The 16,552-nt window shown below is 43.3% G+C and carries 15 protein-coding genes; 14 read left to right on the top strand and 1 reads right to left on the bottom strand.

The genetic code is table 11. The annotated features are described in order from the left end of the window. The first annotated feature begins 62 nt into the window (after positions 1-62). Together F0220_RS32600 and F0220_RS23005 are read left to right on the top strand one after the other, a co-directional pair. Entirely contained in the window at positions 63-233 is a 171-nt protein-coding gene (locus tag F0220_RS32600) for a hypothetical protein (RefSeq protein WP_167483657.1), read from the top strand. A 164-nt stretch (positions 234-397) separates the two neighbouring features. Then, positions 398-1,216, top strand: a complete 819-nt coding sequence (locus F0220_RS23005) for a purine-nucleoside phosphorylase (RefSeq protein WP_036617166.1) — start codon at positions 398-400, stop codon at positions 1,214-1,216. A 117-nt stretch (positions 1,217-1,333) separates the two neighbouring features. Here F0220_RS23005 and F0220_RS23000 read toward each other — a convergent pair whose 3' ends face one another. Continuing rightward, positions 1,334-2,410, bottom strand: a complete 1,077-nt coding sequence (locus F0220_RS23000; protein WP_091020284.1) for a LacI family DNA-binding transcriptional regulator — start codon at positions 2,408-2,410, stop codon at positions 1,334-1,336. A 540-nt stretch (positions 2,411-2,950) separates the two neighbouring features. Between F0220_RS23000 and F0220_RS22995 the strand changes: the two genes are divergently transcribed. From F0220_RS22995 to F0220_RS22940, 12 genes are all read left to right on the top strand, one after another. Further along, positions 2,951-3,811 carry an ABC transporter permease gene (locus F0220_RS22995; RefSeq protein WP_223200008.1) on the top strand — a complete coding sequence of 287 codons (861 nt, stop codon included), beginning with the start codon at positions 2,951-2,953 and terminating at the stop codon, positions 3,809-3,811. A 16-nt stretch (positions 3,812-3,827) separates the two neighbouring features. After that, on the top strand, positions 3,828-4,709 hold the full coding sequence (locus F0220_RS22990; RefSeq protein WP_036617174.1) for a carbohydrate ABC transporter permease: 882 nt from the start codon (positions 3,828-3,830) through the stop codon (positions 4,707-4,709). A 55-nt stretch (positions 4,710-4,764) separates the two neighbouring features. Beyond that, positions 4,765-6,372 carry an ABC transporter substrate-binding protein gene (locus F0220_RS22985; protein ID WP_017686933.1) on the top strand — a complete coding sequence of 536 codons (1,608 nt, stop codon included), beginning with the start codon at positions 4,765-4,767 and terminating at the stop codon, positions 6,370-6,372. 25 nt (positions 6,373-6,397) lie between these two features. Continuing rightward, the gene (locus F0220_RS22980; RefSeq protein WP_091020283.1) at positions 6,398-7,870 is read left to right on the top strand and encodes a glycoside hydrolase family 32 protein; all 1,473 of its coding nucleotides are present in this window, start codon (positions 6,398-6,400) and stop codon (positions 7,868-7,870) included. A gap of 28 nt (positions 7,871-7,898) precedes the next feature. Further along, positions 7,899-8,798 (top strand): ROK family protein, encoded by a 900-nt coding sequence (locus tag F0220_RS22975; RefSeq protein WP_105601716.1) that lies wholly within the window; start codon positions 7,899-7,901, stop codon positions 8,796-8,798. A gap of 249 nt (positions 8,799-9,047) precedes the next feature. Beyond that, a complete protein-coding gene (locus F0220_RS22970; protein ID WP_105601715.1) occupies positions 9,048-9,485 on the top strand; it encodes a GNAT family N-acetyltransferase in 438 nt (145 codons plus the stop codon). Positions 9,486-9,760: 275 nt separating this feature from the next. After that, the gene (locus tag F0220_RS22965; protein WP_165790030.1) at positions 9,761-10,042 is read left to right on the top strand and encodes an acyl carrier protein; all 282 of its coding nucleotides are present in this window, start codon (positions 9,761-9,763) and stop codon (positions 10,040-10,042) included. Positions 10,043-10,134: 92 nt separating this feature from the next. After that, positions 10,135-11,331 carry an acyl-CoA dehydrogenase family protein gene (locus F0220_RS22960; RefSeq protein WP_047843977.1) on the top strand — a complete coding sequence of 399 codons (1,197 nt, stop codon included), beginning with the start codon at positions 10,135-10,137 and terminating at the stop codon, positions 11,329-11,331. 143 nt (positions 11,332-11,474) lie between these two features. Next, on the top strand, positions 11,475-12,281 hold the full coding sequence (locus F0220_RS22955) for a phosphotransferase family protein (protein ID WP_105601713.1): 807 nt from the start codon (positions 11,475-11,477) through the stop codon (positions 12,279-12,281). Between the two features lie 74 nt (positions 12,282-12,355). Then, entirely contained in the window at positions 12,356-13,162 is an 807-nt protein-coding gene (locus tag F0220_RS22950; protein ID WP_181155579.1) for a helix-turn-helix domain-containing protein, read from the top strand. Positions 13,163-13,250: 88 nt separating this feature from the next. Beyond that, complete coding sequence (locus F0220_RS22945; RefSeq protein ID WP_167483659.1) at positions 13,251-13,958, top strand: thioesterase II family protein; 708 nt, start codon at positions 13,251-13,253, stop codon at positions 13,956-13,958. Between the two features lie 23 nt (positions 13,959-13,981). Beyond that, on the top strand, positions 13,982-16,549 hold the full coding sequence (locus F0220_RS22940; RefSeq protein ID WP_105601710.1) for a non-ribosomal peptide synthetase: 2,568 nt from the start codon (positions 13,982-13,984) through the stop codon (positions 16,547-16,549). The last annotated feature ends 3 nt before the right edge of the window (positions 16,550-16,552 follow it).

The raw sequence follows: 16,552 nt of genomic DNA, 5'->3' as shown, positions 1-16,552 counted from the left end.
GAATTGTGTGATAGGGTTGAAGAAATGGTGAACCAAATTCTTTCCTGAAATGAGATGAGAAGATGGATTGCATCCGAAACTATTTAATTACTTTTGCCGGAAATTTTGCATTTAGTTATTATATCTTTGAAGAAGGTACTTTTGCCAAACCGCTGATGTTTGCTACATTCATGCTGTTGCTGATTATGACAATCGATTACATGAAAAGTAGAAACAAATATACATTGGATTAGGGTATGTCCATGTTTTTAAACGATTCTGGAGCATAGGGTCGTTTTTTATTGTATGTAGAACAGCATCCATTTACATCAAGACCATTGTTCATTACACTTGATGAGTAGCACCTCATTAACTCGGTTTTTGTTAACTCAATTCAGATCATCAGGAGGATATCATTATGCATCAATCCGCACATATTCAGGAAGCAAGAGATTACATATTAAACCGAATCCATACCAAACCTGCCGTAGGCATGATTCTGGGTTCTGGACTGGGAGCGCTCGCGGACGAGATTGAAAATGCGACCGTTATTCCGTATACAGATATTCCGTATTTCGCTCAATCGGAGGCTATCGGTCATGCCAATGAATTGGTTATTGGTGAACTCATGGGCAAAACGGTTGTAGCGATGAAAGGCCGCCTTCATTATTATGAAGGTTTTACATTGGACGAAGTGACTTTCCCCGTTCGGATCATGAAGGCGCTGGGTGTCGAGCAATTGCTTATCACCAATGCCTGCGGAGCCATCAACACAAGCTTTGAGCCGGGTCAACTGATGCTCATTACAGACCATATTAACCTGGTAGGTAATAACCCGTTGATGGGACCGAATAACGCTGAACTGGGTGTTCGTTTCCCAGACGTATCACAGGTATACAATCGCGAACTACGCAGCATTGCCCTTAAGGTTGCAGAAGAGCAGAATGTTGGCCTGCAGCAAGGTGTCTATGCATGGTGGAGTGGCCCGGCATATGAGACACCAGCGGAGATTCGCATGATTCGTACGATGGGTGCGGATGCAGTGGGTATGTCCACGGTACCTGAAGCCATTGTTGCCATTCATGGCGGGATGAAGGTACTAGGCATTTCCTGTCTGACCAACATGGCCTGTGGTATTCTGGATCAGCCGTTAAGTCATGATGAAGTTATTGAAGTGGCTGCGCAAGTGAAAACAACCTTTATCGGACTTGTAAAAGGCATTTTGAAAGAAATCTAATCGTTAGATGATTTTTTATCCAGGCCACGATGGATAGGATAGAGTTTTCATCCAACCAAATCGAAACCACAAAAAAACGTATGTTTCACGAGTTGTTACTCGTGAGACATACGTTTTTTATTTTGCAGAACTATGAACCATCTGAGAATGATCGGCCATGATTGCTGGTGTGGACTCCCTGATGATGGGTTTGGTCACAATGTGGGAGACCTGATATGGCTGTGTCGGGCTATTAATCCGGGATAACAGCATCTCTGCAGTCTTAATGCCCATCTCATTGCTATAAATATGAACCGTCGTTAATGCTGGCTCAATAATTCGAGATTGGGGTGCATTATCGAATCCGCATATCGCAATATCCTGTGGCACAGCGACATTTCTGTCTTTTAACGCCCTGATCAGATCAACTGCTATAAAGTCATTAGCGCATACGTAAGCGGAAGGTAGGGATGCCAGCTCTGCCACTCGCTGGTTCAACCATCCTGGCTTGGAGAAACACAGGCGATCATTATCTACGATGCAATGGGACAGGTCGACCTGCAACCCTGCCTCCAGCATGGCACGCTGATATCCAACCCATCGTTCATTAAAGCTCTTGCAGTGATTGTAATCTCCGACGAATCCAATACTTGTGTAGCCGCTCTCAATTAATTTTGTGGTTAACTGATAGATGCTATGTTCATTCTCCATGAGTAGCAGATCTGCTTGGAATTCGGGATAACATATGTTGGAAGCGCAATCGATAAAGATGGTGGGAATGCCCAGATCGGTAATCAGCTGTGTATATTCCAGATCAAATAATTCAATGCAAATAATGCCGTCTACTTTGGCTATATCAAAATTGTTTGGAAGTGTAAGTGTATCTTGATCGTCTTCACGCACGATATGAATCGAGAGATTGTATCCCTCCGCACTGATTCTTTTCTCCAAACCGCTGATTAACAACGAACCAAAGTGAGATGTATTAGGCAGGTTTTCAGTTAACAGGGCGATATTGCCCGGAGCCTTGGTTAGAACATGCTCATTGTCCATATAGGCAAACTGTTTATATTTAAGTTCAATTGCTTTTTTAATTACACGATTTCGGGTCTCATCCGGGATGTTTCCGCTATCATTTAATGCTTTGGAAGCCGTATTCCTGGAGATCCCCAAAGCATCAGCGATGTCTTGTATCGTGACTTTTTCCTTTGCCATCTAATGCTTCACCTCTAATCATCAATAGTTATCCATATTCTTCTCTAAGTCAAATGTATAATAGAACGGGACAAATAGCAATCTCTGTTTTACAAATGCACAATTACATTTACATTTAGATAGTCGAATTCTATTTTCACAATTGTTCCAGAAGTTTTGTTAATTAGTGTAACAATGATAACCTATTACAGTAATGATATAGAATATCTATGCGGGTATTAACGATTCAGTGCGGTATATATGCAAATTTAATCCTCTTTAGTTACATTAATGCAAAGATGAAATGATCAAATGCACAAATATTTTTTTACAAAATGTATTGACTAAATCCGTTGAAACCTGATAAATTGTAAATTATTAAATAGGCAATTGTAAATATTGAAAGCCCTTACTGAAAAACAATTGTCAACTTCTAGAATGAACGGGGGTATCGTGTTGGATAACATAGCCGACAGCAAAAAGGGCGAAGGAAGGGTACTGAAAGTGAGGACGACAAGCGGTCATAGGTTGCAGCAACTCAAAAAAAATTACTTTTTATATATGTTGCTTGCACCAGCCTTAATTTTGACTCTTATCTTCAAGTACATTCCGATGTACGGAGCCATCATTGCGTTTAAGGATTTCAGTCCGATCAAAGGCATCATGGGCAGTGATTGGGTAGGACTGAAGCATTTTGAGAAATTTATAGCTTCACCCAATTTCGATATCATTTTAATGAATACGCTTAAACTCAGCTTTTTGGGATTGATATTCAGTTTCCCGGTGCCCATTTTACTGGCACTCATGCTGAATCAGGTACGCAAAGCTGGCATCAAGAAAAATATTCAATTGTTTCTGTACGCACCCAATTTCATCTCGGTTGTTGTTGTTGTGGGTATGTTGTTCATCTTCCTCTCACCGACAGGGCCAATTAATCAATTAGCCACATGGATTACAGGTCAGCCGATCATGTTCATGTCTGAACCGGAATATTTCCGCTGGATTTACATTTTGTCCGATATCTGGACCGGTGCCGGCTGGGCTTCCATCATATACGTCGCCGCTTTGGCCAATGTTGATCCGGAGCTTCACAATGCGGCTAATCTGGATGGAGCCAATCTCCTTCAGCGTATTCGCCACATTGACCTTCCAACGATTCGTCCGATTATGGCCATCGTCTTTATCCTTGCAGCTGGCGGGATTATGTCCATTGGATTTGAGAAGGCCTATCTGATGCAGACGTCCATGAACCTGCCTTCCTCCGAGATTATTGCCACGTATGTCTACAAGGTGGGGTTACAGTCTGGAGATTACGCTTATTCTGCGGCAGTTGGATTGTTCAACTCGGTTATCAATGTGATTTTGCTGGTGACGGTGAATCTGATTGTGAAGAAATTGAATGAAGGCGAAGGCCTCTATTAGGAAAGGAGTATTATCCATGGTTGTTAAACACACGGGAATGGATCGATTGATCCTCACACTTAATGCCATCTTTCTCACCTGTGCTGTACTGGTTGTGGTTGTTCCCCTGATTTATATTGTTATCGCCTCATTCATGGACCCCACGGTGCTACTGAATCGTGGACTGTCCTTTAATGTATCGGACTGGAGTCTGGACGGATATCAGATGATTTTGTCCAATCCAGCCATGATCCGGGGGTTTGCAAATGCGGTATTGTACTCGGTTTCCTTTGCACTGATCACCGTGACCGTATCCATATTTGCAGGTTATGCATTGTCGGATGATAGGCTCGCGGGACGTGGATTTTTCATGATTATCTTTATCATTACGATGTTCTTCGGCGGGGGATTAATCCCTACTTATCTACTCATACGTAATCTGGGCATGCTTGATACGGTGTGGGCGATCATTATCCCTGGAGCCGTTAACGTCTGGAACATCATTCTCTCCAGAACCTTTTTCAAAGGAGTCCCTCGAGAACTGAAAGAAGCTGCAAACGTGGATGGCGCCTCTGAAATGAAAATTTTCTTCCAGATCGTCATACCGTTGTCGAAACCGATCATATTTGTACTCGCCCTCTATGCGTTCGTTGGGCAATGGAATTCCTATTTTGATGCAATGATCTATCTCGATAATCCGAACCTGCATCCGTTACAGCTCGTTCTGCGTTCCATTCTGATTCAGAATCAGGCTGCACCGGGCATGATCAGTGATCAACTCGCGATGGCAGAACTGAAACGGCTCTCCGAGATGATTAAATACTCAGCGATTGTCATTTCGAGTCTGCCACTCATCATCATGTACCCGTTCTTCCAGAAGTATTTCGAAAAAGGTGTCATGGTCGGTTCCCTCAAATAGTGAACAGCCTGCGATACAGTAAGTTGATCCAATCCAACTCATGGAGGTCATTATTATGAAAAAAGTGAACAAGTCGAGAAAAGCCGTTACAACGGCATCCATTTCCATGTTATCTGCAATGCTCTTTTTAACCGCCTGTGGCGGGGGTGGAGGCGGCGCGGCAAGTGAGGCGCAATCCCCTGATGGCAAGGTGACATTGAACTTTATAACACAGAGCTCTCCGCTGGCTCCCGCTGATCCAAACGACAAGCTGATTAACAAGCGACTCGAAGAGAAAACCAATGTGCATATCAACTGGAAGAACTATACGAGTGATGTGTTTGCAGAAAAAAGAAATCTGGCGGTTGCCAGCGGTGATTTGCCGGATGCCATTTTTGATGCAGGTTACGGGGATTATGATCTCCTGAAACTGGCGAAAGACGGGGCGATCATTCCACTTGAGGACATGATTGAACAACACATGCCCAATCTGAAAAAGGTGCTGGAGGAAGCTCCCGAATACAAGAGCATGATCACGGCTCCAGACGGACATATCTATTCATTCCCATGGATTGAAGAACTCGGAAGTGGCAAACAACGGATTCAGGCAGTGGATAACTTGCCCTGGATTAATGTGGAATGGTTGAACAAGCTTGGACTGAAGATGCCAACAACAACCGAAGAGCTGAAAGAAGTATTGATCGCGTTCAAAACTCAAGATCCAAACGGCAACGGTAAGGCAGACGAAATTCCGTTATCTTTCATTAACAAACCGGGGGGCGAAGATCTGACATTTCTCTTTGCGGCATTTGGACTCGGAGAGAACTGGGATCATACCGTGGTGACCAATGATGGGAAAGTGGTCTTCACGGCAGCTGATGAAGGCTACAAGGAAGCAGTTAAATACATTCATGAGTTGGTTCAGGAAGGTCTCGTGGATGTCGAATCATACCAGCAGGATTGGAACACGTATCTTGCGAAAGGCAAGGATAACAAGTACGGCATGTACTTCACATGGGATAAGGCTAACATTACAGGCATGAATGATACGTATGATGTTCTGCCTCCGGTTGCCGGGCCTAACGGAGAGGTCAATGTCACAAGAACAAACGGAATTGGGCTTGATCGTGGTCGCATGGTCATTACCAGCAGCAATAAAAACCTGGAATCCACAGCGAAGTGGGTAGACCAACTGTACGATCCGCTGCAATCTGTGCAGAACAACTGGGGTACCTATGGAGATGAGAGTCAGCAAAATATTTTTGAATTCGATGAAGCCAAAGGCATGCTGAAGCATCTTCCATTGGAAGGATCTGCACCTGTGGAACTCAGACAAAAAACCAGTATCGCAGGACCATTGGCCATACTCGACAGTTATTATGACAAATACACAACCAAACCGGAAGATGCGGCTTGGCGGATGGAACTTCTCGACAAGGTAATGGTTCCACATATGAAAGCGGAGAACGTATATCCAAGTGTGTTCTTCTCCATTGATGAACTGGATCGATTGTCCACGATTGAGACCGATCTCTTCGCTTACGTGTTACGTCTGCGTACAGAATGGTATCAGAACGGGAAAATAGATCAGGAATGGGATGCTTACTTGAAAGAGCTGGATCGCCTTGGGTTGCAAGAATGGCTACAGATTAAACAAGCGGGATATGACCGTAATAACAAATAAAGAAAAGTACGGAGGAGAAACCATAATGTCAACAATTCTTAAACAAGATTACAGAAATGAATACCATTTTTCACCGAAAGAGAAGTGGATGAACGACCCGAACGGCATGGTGTTTTTCAATGGGGAGTATCACTTGTTCTATCAGTATCATCCGTTTGGTACGACATGGGGGCCGATGCATTGGGGTCACGCGGTAACCCGAGATCTCATCACTTGGGAGGAACTTCCTGTAGCTCTGGCACCGGATGAACATGGCATGATCTTCTCCGGCAGTGCGGTGGTGGATTGGAATAATACTTCCGGATTCTTCGAAGATGAGCCGGGGTTGGTTGCTATTTTTACACATCATTTGGAAGTACCAAATGAGCATCCTATTCAGCGTCAGAGTCTGGCGTATAGCAAAGACAATGGCAGAACCTGGACTAAATACGAGGGTAATCCGGTATTAACGCATGAGTCCTTTGTTGATTTCCGTGATCCCAAAGTGTTCTGGCATGAGCAGACCAAGGAATGGATTATGATTATCGCTTGTGGTCAAACGGTATGTCTGTACCGATCTCCCAATCTGAAGGATTGGACACTAGGAAGTGAATTTGGCGAAGGGATCGGTTCACACGATGGTGTGTGGGAATGCCCGGACCTGTTCCCGCTTGCAGTGGATGGAAGCTCAGAGCAGGTGAAATGGGTGATGCTCGTTAGCATCGGTGCAGATCCTGCTTTTATTGAAGGCTCCAGAACACAATATTTTACCGGAAATTTTGATGGAAGTACATTTGTCCCAGATGAAGCATCCCATGCGATTCGCTGGATTGATCATGGCCGGGATAACTACGCGGGAGTTAGTTGGTCTGACATTCCGGCTGAAGACGGCAGACGCTTGTTCATGGGGTGGATGAGCAACTGGATGTATGCCAATCAGACGCCAACCAATGATTATCGTGGAGCAATGACCATTGCGCGGGAGCTGTCACTGGAGACAAGAGCCGGAGAAGTAATACTGATTCAACGTCCTGCGCGTGAACTTGATCAAGCCCGTACGCCATTATTGTCCCTACAGGATGCTTCGATTAGGCAAGTGAGTGAGCAGTTGAACGCTTTGCAACTAGTGAACTATGAGATCCATGCAGAGTGGACTCCAGATCAGTCGTTCCATTTTGCCTTAAGAAGCGGAGCTGGTAAGAAAACGCTCGTTGGTGTAGACGCCAACCGAGGGGAAGTATATATCGATCGTAGTGGATCGGGTATCGGCGATTTTCATGAACATTTCCTGAGCCGCCATACAGCTGAGTTAAAAGATGTAAATGCGAATCAAAGTTTGCGTATCTTTGTAGATCATTCATCTGTGGAGGTATTTGCAAATGATGGTCAGGCCGTTATTACGGATCTGATCTATCCGGATGCGGATTGCCAAGGCATCTCTGCTCATGCGGAAAATACTGATCTGGTCTTCTCTTCACTTCATATCTATGAGATATCATCAACCAAGGCTAAAGGTTAATTGTAATGAAGGAAAGGAGCCCAAAACGATGCGTATTGGAGCTATAGAAGCGGGCGGAACGAAGTTTGTATGTGGTGTAGGTAATGAGCATGGACAGATTGAAGATCGGATCAGCTTTCCAACAGAACATCCGGAGACCACTCTTGCCAAGGTAATCGACTATTTCAGGGATAAAGATGTGGAAGCTATGGGGATTGGCTCCTTTGGTCCGATTGATCTGCAACCGGATAGTCCCACCTATGGTTATATTACGACCACACCTAAGCCTGGGTGGGGAAACTGTAATGTGATTGGAACCTTGAAGCATGAATTTCCGGTTCCTTTTGGATGGGATACGGATGTGAATGCTGCCGCGCTCGGTGAAGTGACGTGGGGAGCGGCGCAAGGGCTGGATAACTGTGTATATTACACGATTGGCACAGGAGTTGGTGTCGGACTTGTGGCAGGGGGCCAACGAGTACACGGATTGTTACATCCCGAGGGTGGACATATTCGCACAAGACGCCATCCAGACGATCACTTTGCCGGATTATGCCCGTATCATGGCGATTGCCTGGAGGGAATGGCAGCAGGTCCAGCCATTGAAGCTCGCTGGCAGATCCCTGGCAGTGAACTGCCGGCAGATCATCCGGCGTGGGAGATCGAATCCTTTTACATTGCGGAGTCGATTACTACGGCCATCTTGCTTCATTCGCCGCAGAAAATCATCTTGGGCGGTGGTGTGATGCAGCAAGATCATCTGTTTCCTATGATCCGGGAGCAGGTAGTGCGGAATCTCAATGGTTATGTGAATGCAGCCCCAATCACACAACATATTGACCAATATATCGTCCAGCCCGGATTGGGCCAGCATGCAGGTTTGTGTGGTGCGCTAGCATTGGGACTGGAAGCATTGCAACATGCAGCAAAAGCTTCACATGTTTCCTAGTTTTCTATAATAATCTACATCCCAGAAGGGATGGCTGCGGGTTCGCTTATTTGTATAAGCAAGACTGCACCGTCCTTTTTGGGCTTTTTTATTTTTTGAGGAGTTTAATAGGTTTGAAAAAAATAGTGCATTCTAAAATCCGATGTTGCTCAAGTGAGCTGCCAAAGGTATGATTTTTAGTGTTCTACCCCTAAAGTGCGATAAGACATTCAAAAATTAACGTGTCTCTAATGGAAAGGAATTCAACAAATGAACCCAATAACAATGCGTCAAGCTGTACAGGCAGACCAAGAGCAACTCGCTGATTTGCGAGCCTTGGTACTGTACGATGATCTAACCAGGCTGGGAAGGTACGATGATGTGAAGGTGCGTGAACGTTTCCGGAATACATTCAATCCTGCCCAGACACAGATTATTGAAGTGAAGGGTTTAATGGTAGGTTGTGTAGCGTTGAAGCCCAAGTCTGAGGCATACCTATTGGAACATTTCTATATACATCCCGATTATCAAGGCCAAAGAATTGGAACTCAGGTACTGAACATGCTGCTGGAACAGGATGAAGTTCAGGGGAAACGGATTATTTTAAATGTTTTGCAGGGAAGCCCTGCTCGGCGATTGTATGAACGATTTGGATTTATATTGGACAGTGAAGATGAGGTCGATGTGTTTATGTCAAAGCACCTTTGAGAGAATGAATCCTTGTTGCAAGATAGGGATATCATCTCGAAGGTGGAAACCTATTAAATATTTGTGAATACATGGCAATAGTGATTGCTTGACTCAGGAAGATTATGATAGTATCGAAGTCAGAGAATATATGGAATATTTACAAAATGTAGGACTTTTCTTGTTCCGATTCCTATACTCTTAGGCAAACGTTCGAACAGAATCTCATCACAGAAATGGTGTCACAAAAATGGATTTTCAAAGATTACATGTCTCATATGGAGGAGGAATCTTTTTTGCAAGAATATCCTGTGGCTTATGATCAGTTTGATATTCACTTCTATCAGGTCGTGGAAATGTTTTCTGAACAAAAGCTGGATGTAGGTGCGTTAGATGAGGATTTAAGAGTTCTTGGATTAAACTCCATTTCATTTATCAAACTGATCATTGCCTTGGAGAACGAATTCAATATTGAGATGGACGATGAGTATCTTGAATTGGAGAACTTCACAACATTGCAACATTTGAAAGACAGTTTGCGTAAGTGCATCAATTATGAGATTCCCAATGAGTCATAAAAGGAAAATGACGACACAAGCTCATATCAGACAATCACAGCATCGAGTTCCGTTTATTGGACTTATAACCTCAAAATCAGGAGTGATATGTGATGAAAGTTGAACTGAATGCGGAGCAATTGATGTGGCAGGAACAATTCAAGGATTTTGTAGACAGCGAGATTATTCCATATGCTAGTTTAAATGACAGCGAAGAACGAATTCACCCGGAACTCCTTGCGAAAATAACAGAGGCTGGTTATCTGGGCTCCATGTTGCCAAAAGAATATGGCGGGATGGAACTGGACAATATCACTATCGGGATTCTTAACGAAGAGGTTGGACGTGGGTGCTCCTCTGTAAGAAGTTTGTTAACCGTTCAGGGGATGGTGGGTTTAGCCATCTTGCGTTGGGGAACGGAGCAACAAAGACAGTACTGGTTGCCTGCATTAGCTACGGGAACAACTTTGGGTTCATTCGGATTGACAGAACCGAGTGTTGGAAGCGATGCCAAAAGCATTGAAACAACGGCCGTATTAGACGGAGATGAATACATACTTAACGGTCATAAAAAATGGATAACCATGGGGCAGCTCGCAGACGTATTTTTGATTCTTGCCCAATGTGAGAACAAGCCGACAGCGTTTATCGTGGAGAGAGATTCCATTGGGTTCAGCGTTGAACCTATGAGCGGGTTGCTTGGAGCGAGAGCATCGATGATTGCTGAACTGAAAATGGATTCTTGTCGTATTCCGAAGGAAAACCTCCTGGGTCAAGTCGGTACAGGGTTATCACATGTTGCTTTACCTTGTCTGGATTATGGAAGATACACGATCGCTTGTGGCTGTGTAGGTTTAGCCAAGGCATGTCTGGATGCATCGGTACATTATGCCAATTCCAGAATCCAATTCGGAAGAGCTATACGAGAGAATCAAATGATACAAAAAATGATCACTGAAATGTCAGTGAATATGAAAGCGGCACGGATGCTGTGTTACAGAGCAGGATATTTAAGAGATGTGGGTGATCCAGAGAGCATTATGGAAACTTGGACTGCCAAATACTTTGCTTCAACCATGGTGAACAAAGTTGCCAGTGATGCGGTGCAGATTCATGGTGCCAATGGTTGCCATCGAGACTATCCCGTAGAGAGATATTATCGGGATGCCCGGATCAATGAAATTATCGAAGGTACGACTCAAATGCATGAGATTTTAATCGCAACACAGGAGGTTGTAACACACCGCCGTGAAATGAGACGTTCAAATAAAGCAGAAAAAGTTAAGGATAGCGCGAATCGAAACGTTTAGATTTTGCATTGCAGGACCTAAGGAAGAGCCCTTTTTTTGCATTAGGCAGGATCATTCATTATGCTATGAAAAAAGGGCTTGATCATTAGGTTCTTTGATGATTTACCATAATTGATTTAGGAAAGATACGGAGTTGATTAGGATTGAAACGGATTGGGCAGGGACAGACAGCGGAAATATTCAGACATGGTGAAACTTCAATTTTGAAACTTTTCAGAGAAGATTTCTCTGCGGAAGCGATTCAGCATGAGTTTGATAATACTCGAATCGTTTTGGAACTTGGAGTTAAATGCCCACAAACAATCGATATGGTGACGATCAATAATCGTAAAGGTATCATATTTGAGTTGGCCAGTGGAAGGACACTTTTGGAAGAGATGATTATTAAACCATGGTCTATTGAGCGCAGAGCAAGGCAGATGGCAGCACTTCATCATCAAATACACCAGCAATCGGGTGAACAGATTCAACAAAAGCATAAGACTGTATTAGAGAAGAATATATCAAACGCAAGAGATCTATCGGACATTGAGAAACAACAGATTATGGACTATGTACATAGTTTGCCGGAAGGCAGATCTCTATGTCATGGGGATTTCCATCCTAATAATGTGATTACAGGCAAAGAATCCTGGATCATAGACTGGATGACAGGCGCATCGGGCTGTCCAGCAGCAGATGTGGCAAGGACGCTAGTATTATTAAAATACGGAAATTTGCCCAAAGGCGCTCCATTGATGATGAAAGTTCTGCTGAAGATAATCAAAAGCAGGATGAGTAAAACGTATATCGAGTATTACTTGTCTCTCTCGGGCATGGACATTCGCGAGATACATCGATGGGTTCTTCCCATTGCTGCAGCCAGACTAACGGAGTGGATACCACCTGAGGAAAAAAAGGATTTATTGGATTACATTCGTAATCAGCTTAAAAAATTCAACACAACTTAGATCAAGATTAGGAATGAATGTATAACACCGTACTTGTCAAAACCGTCCGAAAAACAATCAGGAGGTTAACGATAATGGATTTCCAACTACGTTCTGTTGTTTCTTATGATATGGTCGTCCGTGAAAAAAAACATCTATTTGACTTGTCTCTCAGAAGACAGATTGCCATATTTGAGGTTATGGATGCCTTGGAAATCAGTGTGTTTAGCAAAACGGTGCAGGTTAAGGCAGGGGCTGTGCTGCTGGCAAATAAAATAAGACTGCAAAACTACGATAAACCTGTTCTGAAAATGAGAGGTATTATTTTTGGATCGGATCTGCTTGAGCGACTGCCAAGCTGTCACATATTAAGTGAGAATGGTAGTAAACACTATGATCTTGCTGTAAGTCTGTTGAACCGAACGGTAGAGAGTAGAGAAGACATCGAAATAGCTGAAAGAGATTTTCTTGAAGTATACTCCAGTTACTATCAAACGAATCTGGCTAATTTGATGCGACCGGAAACGGATCGGGAGGACTCGGTCAAACGGAACTTGGTCATGATATGCAAGTATATCCAAAACAATTATGAGCAGCCAATTACTCTGCAATTTCTGGCGGATATGGTTGGTTATAATCCAGTGTATCTGTGTAATCTGTTTTCTAAGGTTTTCAATGTTTCGCCACTGAAGTACCTACAGCAGATTCGGGTGGATAAGGCACAGGAGTACGTAACCAAGACGGATCTTCCAATCTCTGAAATTACGACGAAGTTAGGGTACAGTTCTAGTACACAATTTAGTGCAATGTACAAGAAAAAAGTGGGCAAAAGTCCAACCGAACATCGCAATCAATTCAGAAGCAACAAGGGAGATTTCCCCCTATCTATTCAATCTACATAATGTATTCAATAACACAGAAAATATTGTATTTTTTTACGTAAAATGATAAATTACGATAAAAATAAGAATACGAGGAATGATAGGGCTAATGAAGAAAATTCAACTTTTTTGTTTGCCTCATGCAGGTGGATCAGCCATGATTTTTCATCGCTGGAAATCATCTTTAAGCCCTTTTATTGACGTAATACCGATCGAATTAAAAGGAAGAGGCGCTCGAGTGGGAGAACCGTTCTATGAAAGCTTTGAAGAAGCGATTGAAGATATCTACCCTGCGGTTTCCTCGCTAATTCATGGGCCTTATGCTATTTTCGGACATAGCATGGGAAGCTGGATGGCGCTCGAACTATATTACCGACTTGCACAGTCAACGAAACAATTGCCTGAACATATGATGCTTTCAGGCAATCGTGCACCCCATATTTTCAAGGATGAGAATATTCACGCATTACCAGACGAAGAGTTCAGAGAGACGATTCAGAACATGGGTGGAACGTCGGATGAGGTCTTTACCAATAAAGAGCTCTTTTCGTTATTTGCCCCTGTACTTAGAGCCGATTTCAGGATTGTCGAACTCTATCGTTTTCAACCTAAGCCTTTCAAGGTTCAGAGTGATATTACTGTGTTAACTGGCCGAAGCGATACTCGAGTGAAATCTAGCGATCTGATCGGATGGAAAAAGTACGCTGGTTCACAATGTGACATTGTCAAATTGGATGGAGGACACTTCTATATCCAGGAAAATATTCAGGAAACAACGAGAATTATAAATGAAAAACTGCAACCTTACGTAATCTAGTTGACAAGGAGTGTGTTCCAGTTATGAGCATGGATAACTTGGCTCAATTATTTAACTCCCTTGGTTCAGTCACAGACAGAGGTATTACTTTTCTGAATGGCAGCAAAGAAGAAAAGGTTGTATCGTACCAATCCCTTCTGCAATCAGCCAAAATCCGGTTAGGAGAACTTCAGGCATTTGGGATGAAGCCGGGTAATGAATTGATCTTCCAACTGAATTCGGAAGAAGAGTTTATTGTCACCTTTTGGGCTTGCACGCTTGGAAAAATCATACCGGTTCCGATAACCGTAGGCGGAAATCAGGAGCAAAGAATGAAGCTTTACAATGTGTGGAAAACGTTGAACCATCCGTTTATTGCTGCTGATCAGGATCTCACGGAAAGTTTGGACAAGTTTGCCCGGAAGAATGGATTGGAAGAGGTTGTCCGCGAAATGCATGCCCGAATCTTTATAGTACAGGGCATCTCGAACGTACGAGAAGAACCTATTGTTGAGGGAATTGAAGCTAACATCCAGCCGGATGACATAGCCTTTATCCAATTTTCTTCAGGTTCTACAGGACAAACCAAGGGTGTAGTAATTACACACCGCAATGTCATGATAAATATACAAGCTATGAATATAGCAACCCAAATCTCCTCTAATGACCGTTCTTTGAGTTGGTTACCCCTGACCCATGATATGGGTCTGATTGCGTTTCATCTTACAAGTACCTTCCAAGGTCTGCAACAGTTTATTATGCCGACTTCCTTATTCATCCGTCACCCTACATTATGGTTAACCAAAACTTCTGAACACCGTGTCACCCAACTATATGCTCCAAATTTTGCTTATAAATATTTTCTGGATTCATATAATCCACTAACCTTTTCATCAACGGATTTGTCTTCGGTACGTTTTATTATGAACGGTGCTGAGCCGATATCTCCGGCACTATGTTTCAATTTTTTGGAGGCGATGAGTCCTTATGGACTGGCCTCCAATACAATGCTGACGGCGTACGGTTTGGCCGAAGCAACCGTTGGTGTTTCCTTTGGTAACGTCGGTGATTTGACTTGTTATGTACTGGACAGACGATATTTGGAGACCGGGAAACCCTTCATAGAAGTTGAACCGGGCTCGGAACATGCTGTTTCTTTTGTCGAAGTAGGCAAGCCGGTTCAATACTGTGATGTACGAATATGTGATGATGATGATAAGCCGGTCGAGGAATTGGTGCTGGGCAGTATTCAAATTAAAGGATTGAGTGTAACAAGCGGTTATTACAACAATGCGGCAGCTACGGAAAAAGCAAGTACAGCCGATGGATGGATTCGTACTGGAGATATTGGATTTATGAATGATGGCGCAATAGTCATTACGGGCAGAACCAAGGACATTATCTTCATCAATGGTCAAAACGTATATCCGCATGATATTGAACGTGTAACGGAGGAACTGGAGCAATTTGATCTGGGGAAAGTCGCTGTATGTGGTGTCTACAATCCACTTACAGGATCGGAAAGCGTTGTAATGTTTGTACTGTATAAAAAGGACTTGCCATCTTTTATTCCAAGAGTTGGAGAAGCAAAAGCACATATTCAACAGCGGATGGGGATTGAACTCAAGTCCGTGCTACCCATTAAGCAAATTCCTAAAACGACGAGTGGAAAATTTCAACGTTACAGGCTTCAGGAGCGGTACGAAGCAGGAGAATTTAGTGAAATGGAACAATCCATTCAGAGCATGTTAAGTCATAAGCATGAGATCAAAGAAGTACAACCAGCTCGTGATCATATCGAACAAAAGCTGATTGAGATTGTTGAGTCCGTAGCGGGACTTAGGAATGTCGGAGTAACGGATAACCTGGCTGAAGCTGGATTCGATTCGCTAAAAGTAACGCAGATTCATCAGGCAATCGATGAAGCATTTCCAGGCAAAATGGCAATTTCCAGCTTGTATTCACATACCTCTATTGTCTCATGGGGGAATCTGATCAGACAAGACAGAGTGGAACTGGAGCCTGTACGGATGGATCGGAGCTTCTTCCATACGGATCGAGGTTACGAAGCCTTGTCGTATCAATTCACTCTCCCAGCTTCATTGGTACAGGATATGCGACTGATTGCACAATCTGAAGCGATCAGTATTCATGTATTGGCATCAGCTATGTATGCTTACTTGTTACACACTTTGTCAGAACAACCCTCTATTGATATGCACATATCCTATGGTACAGCGAGAATGATCACACCTGTACGATTGAATTTCGATCAATACAAGACAATGAAAGAGCTCTTTCAAAATGTTCATCAACAGATCATAACCATGCCTTCGGATCGAGCGTTTCCTGTCGAGCAGATGAGCCAGATCAGAACAAGCAGCACGGAGTGGGCAATTATTCCTTTATATGGTGAACAGCATCTGTTCAAGGCATCGGACGATATACTGAACTATTACGATCTGATTATCCTAGTGTCTGACGAAGGTGATGATATTCTGCAGTGCAATTGTCGTTTTAATGGACGTAAATTAAAACAGAGCCGTGTGAAACGTCTTATTGCCAATTATGTGAGAGGACTTCAACTATTGGTACAACCGGAAATGAAATGAAAT

Origin of the sequence: Paenibacillus sp. 37 (assembly GCF_008386395.1) — a bacterium.
Lineage (GTDB): Bacteria > Bacillota > Bacilli > Paenibacillales > Paenibacillaceae > Paenibacillus > Paenibacillus amylolyticus_B.
This window is presented reverse-complemented; position numbering and strand designations above follow the sequence as displayed.

Excerpts from the sequence above, each read along its gene's own strand:
- F0220_RS32600 (WP_167483657.1), top strand. The coding sequence starts at position 63 with ATGGATTGCATCCGAAACTATTTAATTACTTTTGCCGGAAATTTTGCA.
- F0220_RS23005 (WP_036617166.1), top strand. The coding sequence starts at position 398 with ATGCATCAATCCGCACATATTCAGGAAGCAAGAGATTACATATTAAAC.
- F0220_RS23000 (WP_091020284.1), bottom strand. The coding sequence starts at position 2,410 with ATGGCAAAGGAAAAAGTCACGATACAAGACATCGCTGATGCTTTGGGG.
- F0220_RS22995 (WP_223200008.1), top strand. The coding sequence starts at position 2,951 with ATGTTGCTTGCACCAGCCTTAATTTTGACTCTTATCTTCAAGTACATT.
- F0220_RS22990 (WP_036617174.1), top strand. The coding sequence starts at position 3,828 with ATGGTTGTTAAACACACGGGAATGGATCGATTGATCCTCACACTTAAT.
- F0220_RS22985 (WP_017686933.1), top strand. The coding sequence starts at position 4,765 with ATGAAAAAAGTGAACAAGTCGAGAAAAGCCGTTACAACGGCATCCATT.
- F0220_RS22980 (WP_091020283.1), top strand. The coding sequence starts at position 6,398 with ATGTCAACAATTCTTAAACAAGATTACAGAAATGAATACCATTTTTCA.
- F0220_RS22975 (WP_105601716.1), top strand. The coding sequence starts at position 7,899 with ATGCGTATTGGAGCTATAGAAGCGGGCGGAACGAAGTTTGTATGTGGT.
- F0220_RS22970 (WP_105601715.1), top strand. The coding sequence starts at position 9,048 with ATGAACCCAATAACAATGCGTCAAGCTGTACAGGCAGACCAAGAGCAA.
- F0220_RS22960 (WP_047843977.1), top strand. The coding sequence starts at position 10,135 with ATGAAAGTTGAACTGAATGCGGAGCAATTGATGTGGCAGGAACAATTC.
- F0220_RS22950 (WP_181155579.1), top strand. The coding sequence starts at position 12,356 with ATGGATTTCCAACTACGTTCTGTTGTTTCTTATGATATGGTCGTCCGT.
- F0220_RS22945 (WP_167483659.1), top strand. The coding sequence starts at position 13,251 with ATGAAGAAAATTCAACTTTTTTGTTTGCCTCATGCAGGTGGATCAGCC.
- F0220_RS22940 (WP_105601710.1), top strand. The coding sequence starts at position 13,982 with ATGAGCATGGATAACTTGGCTCAATTATTTAACTCCCTTGGTTCAGTC.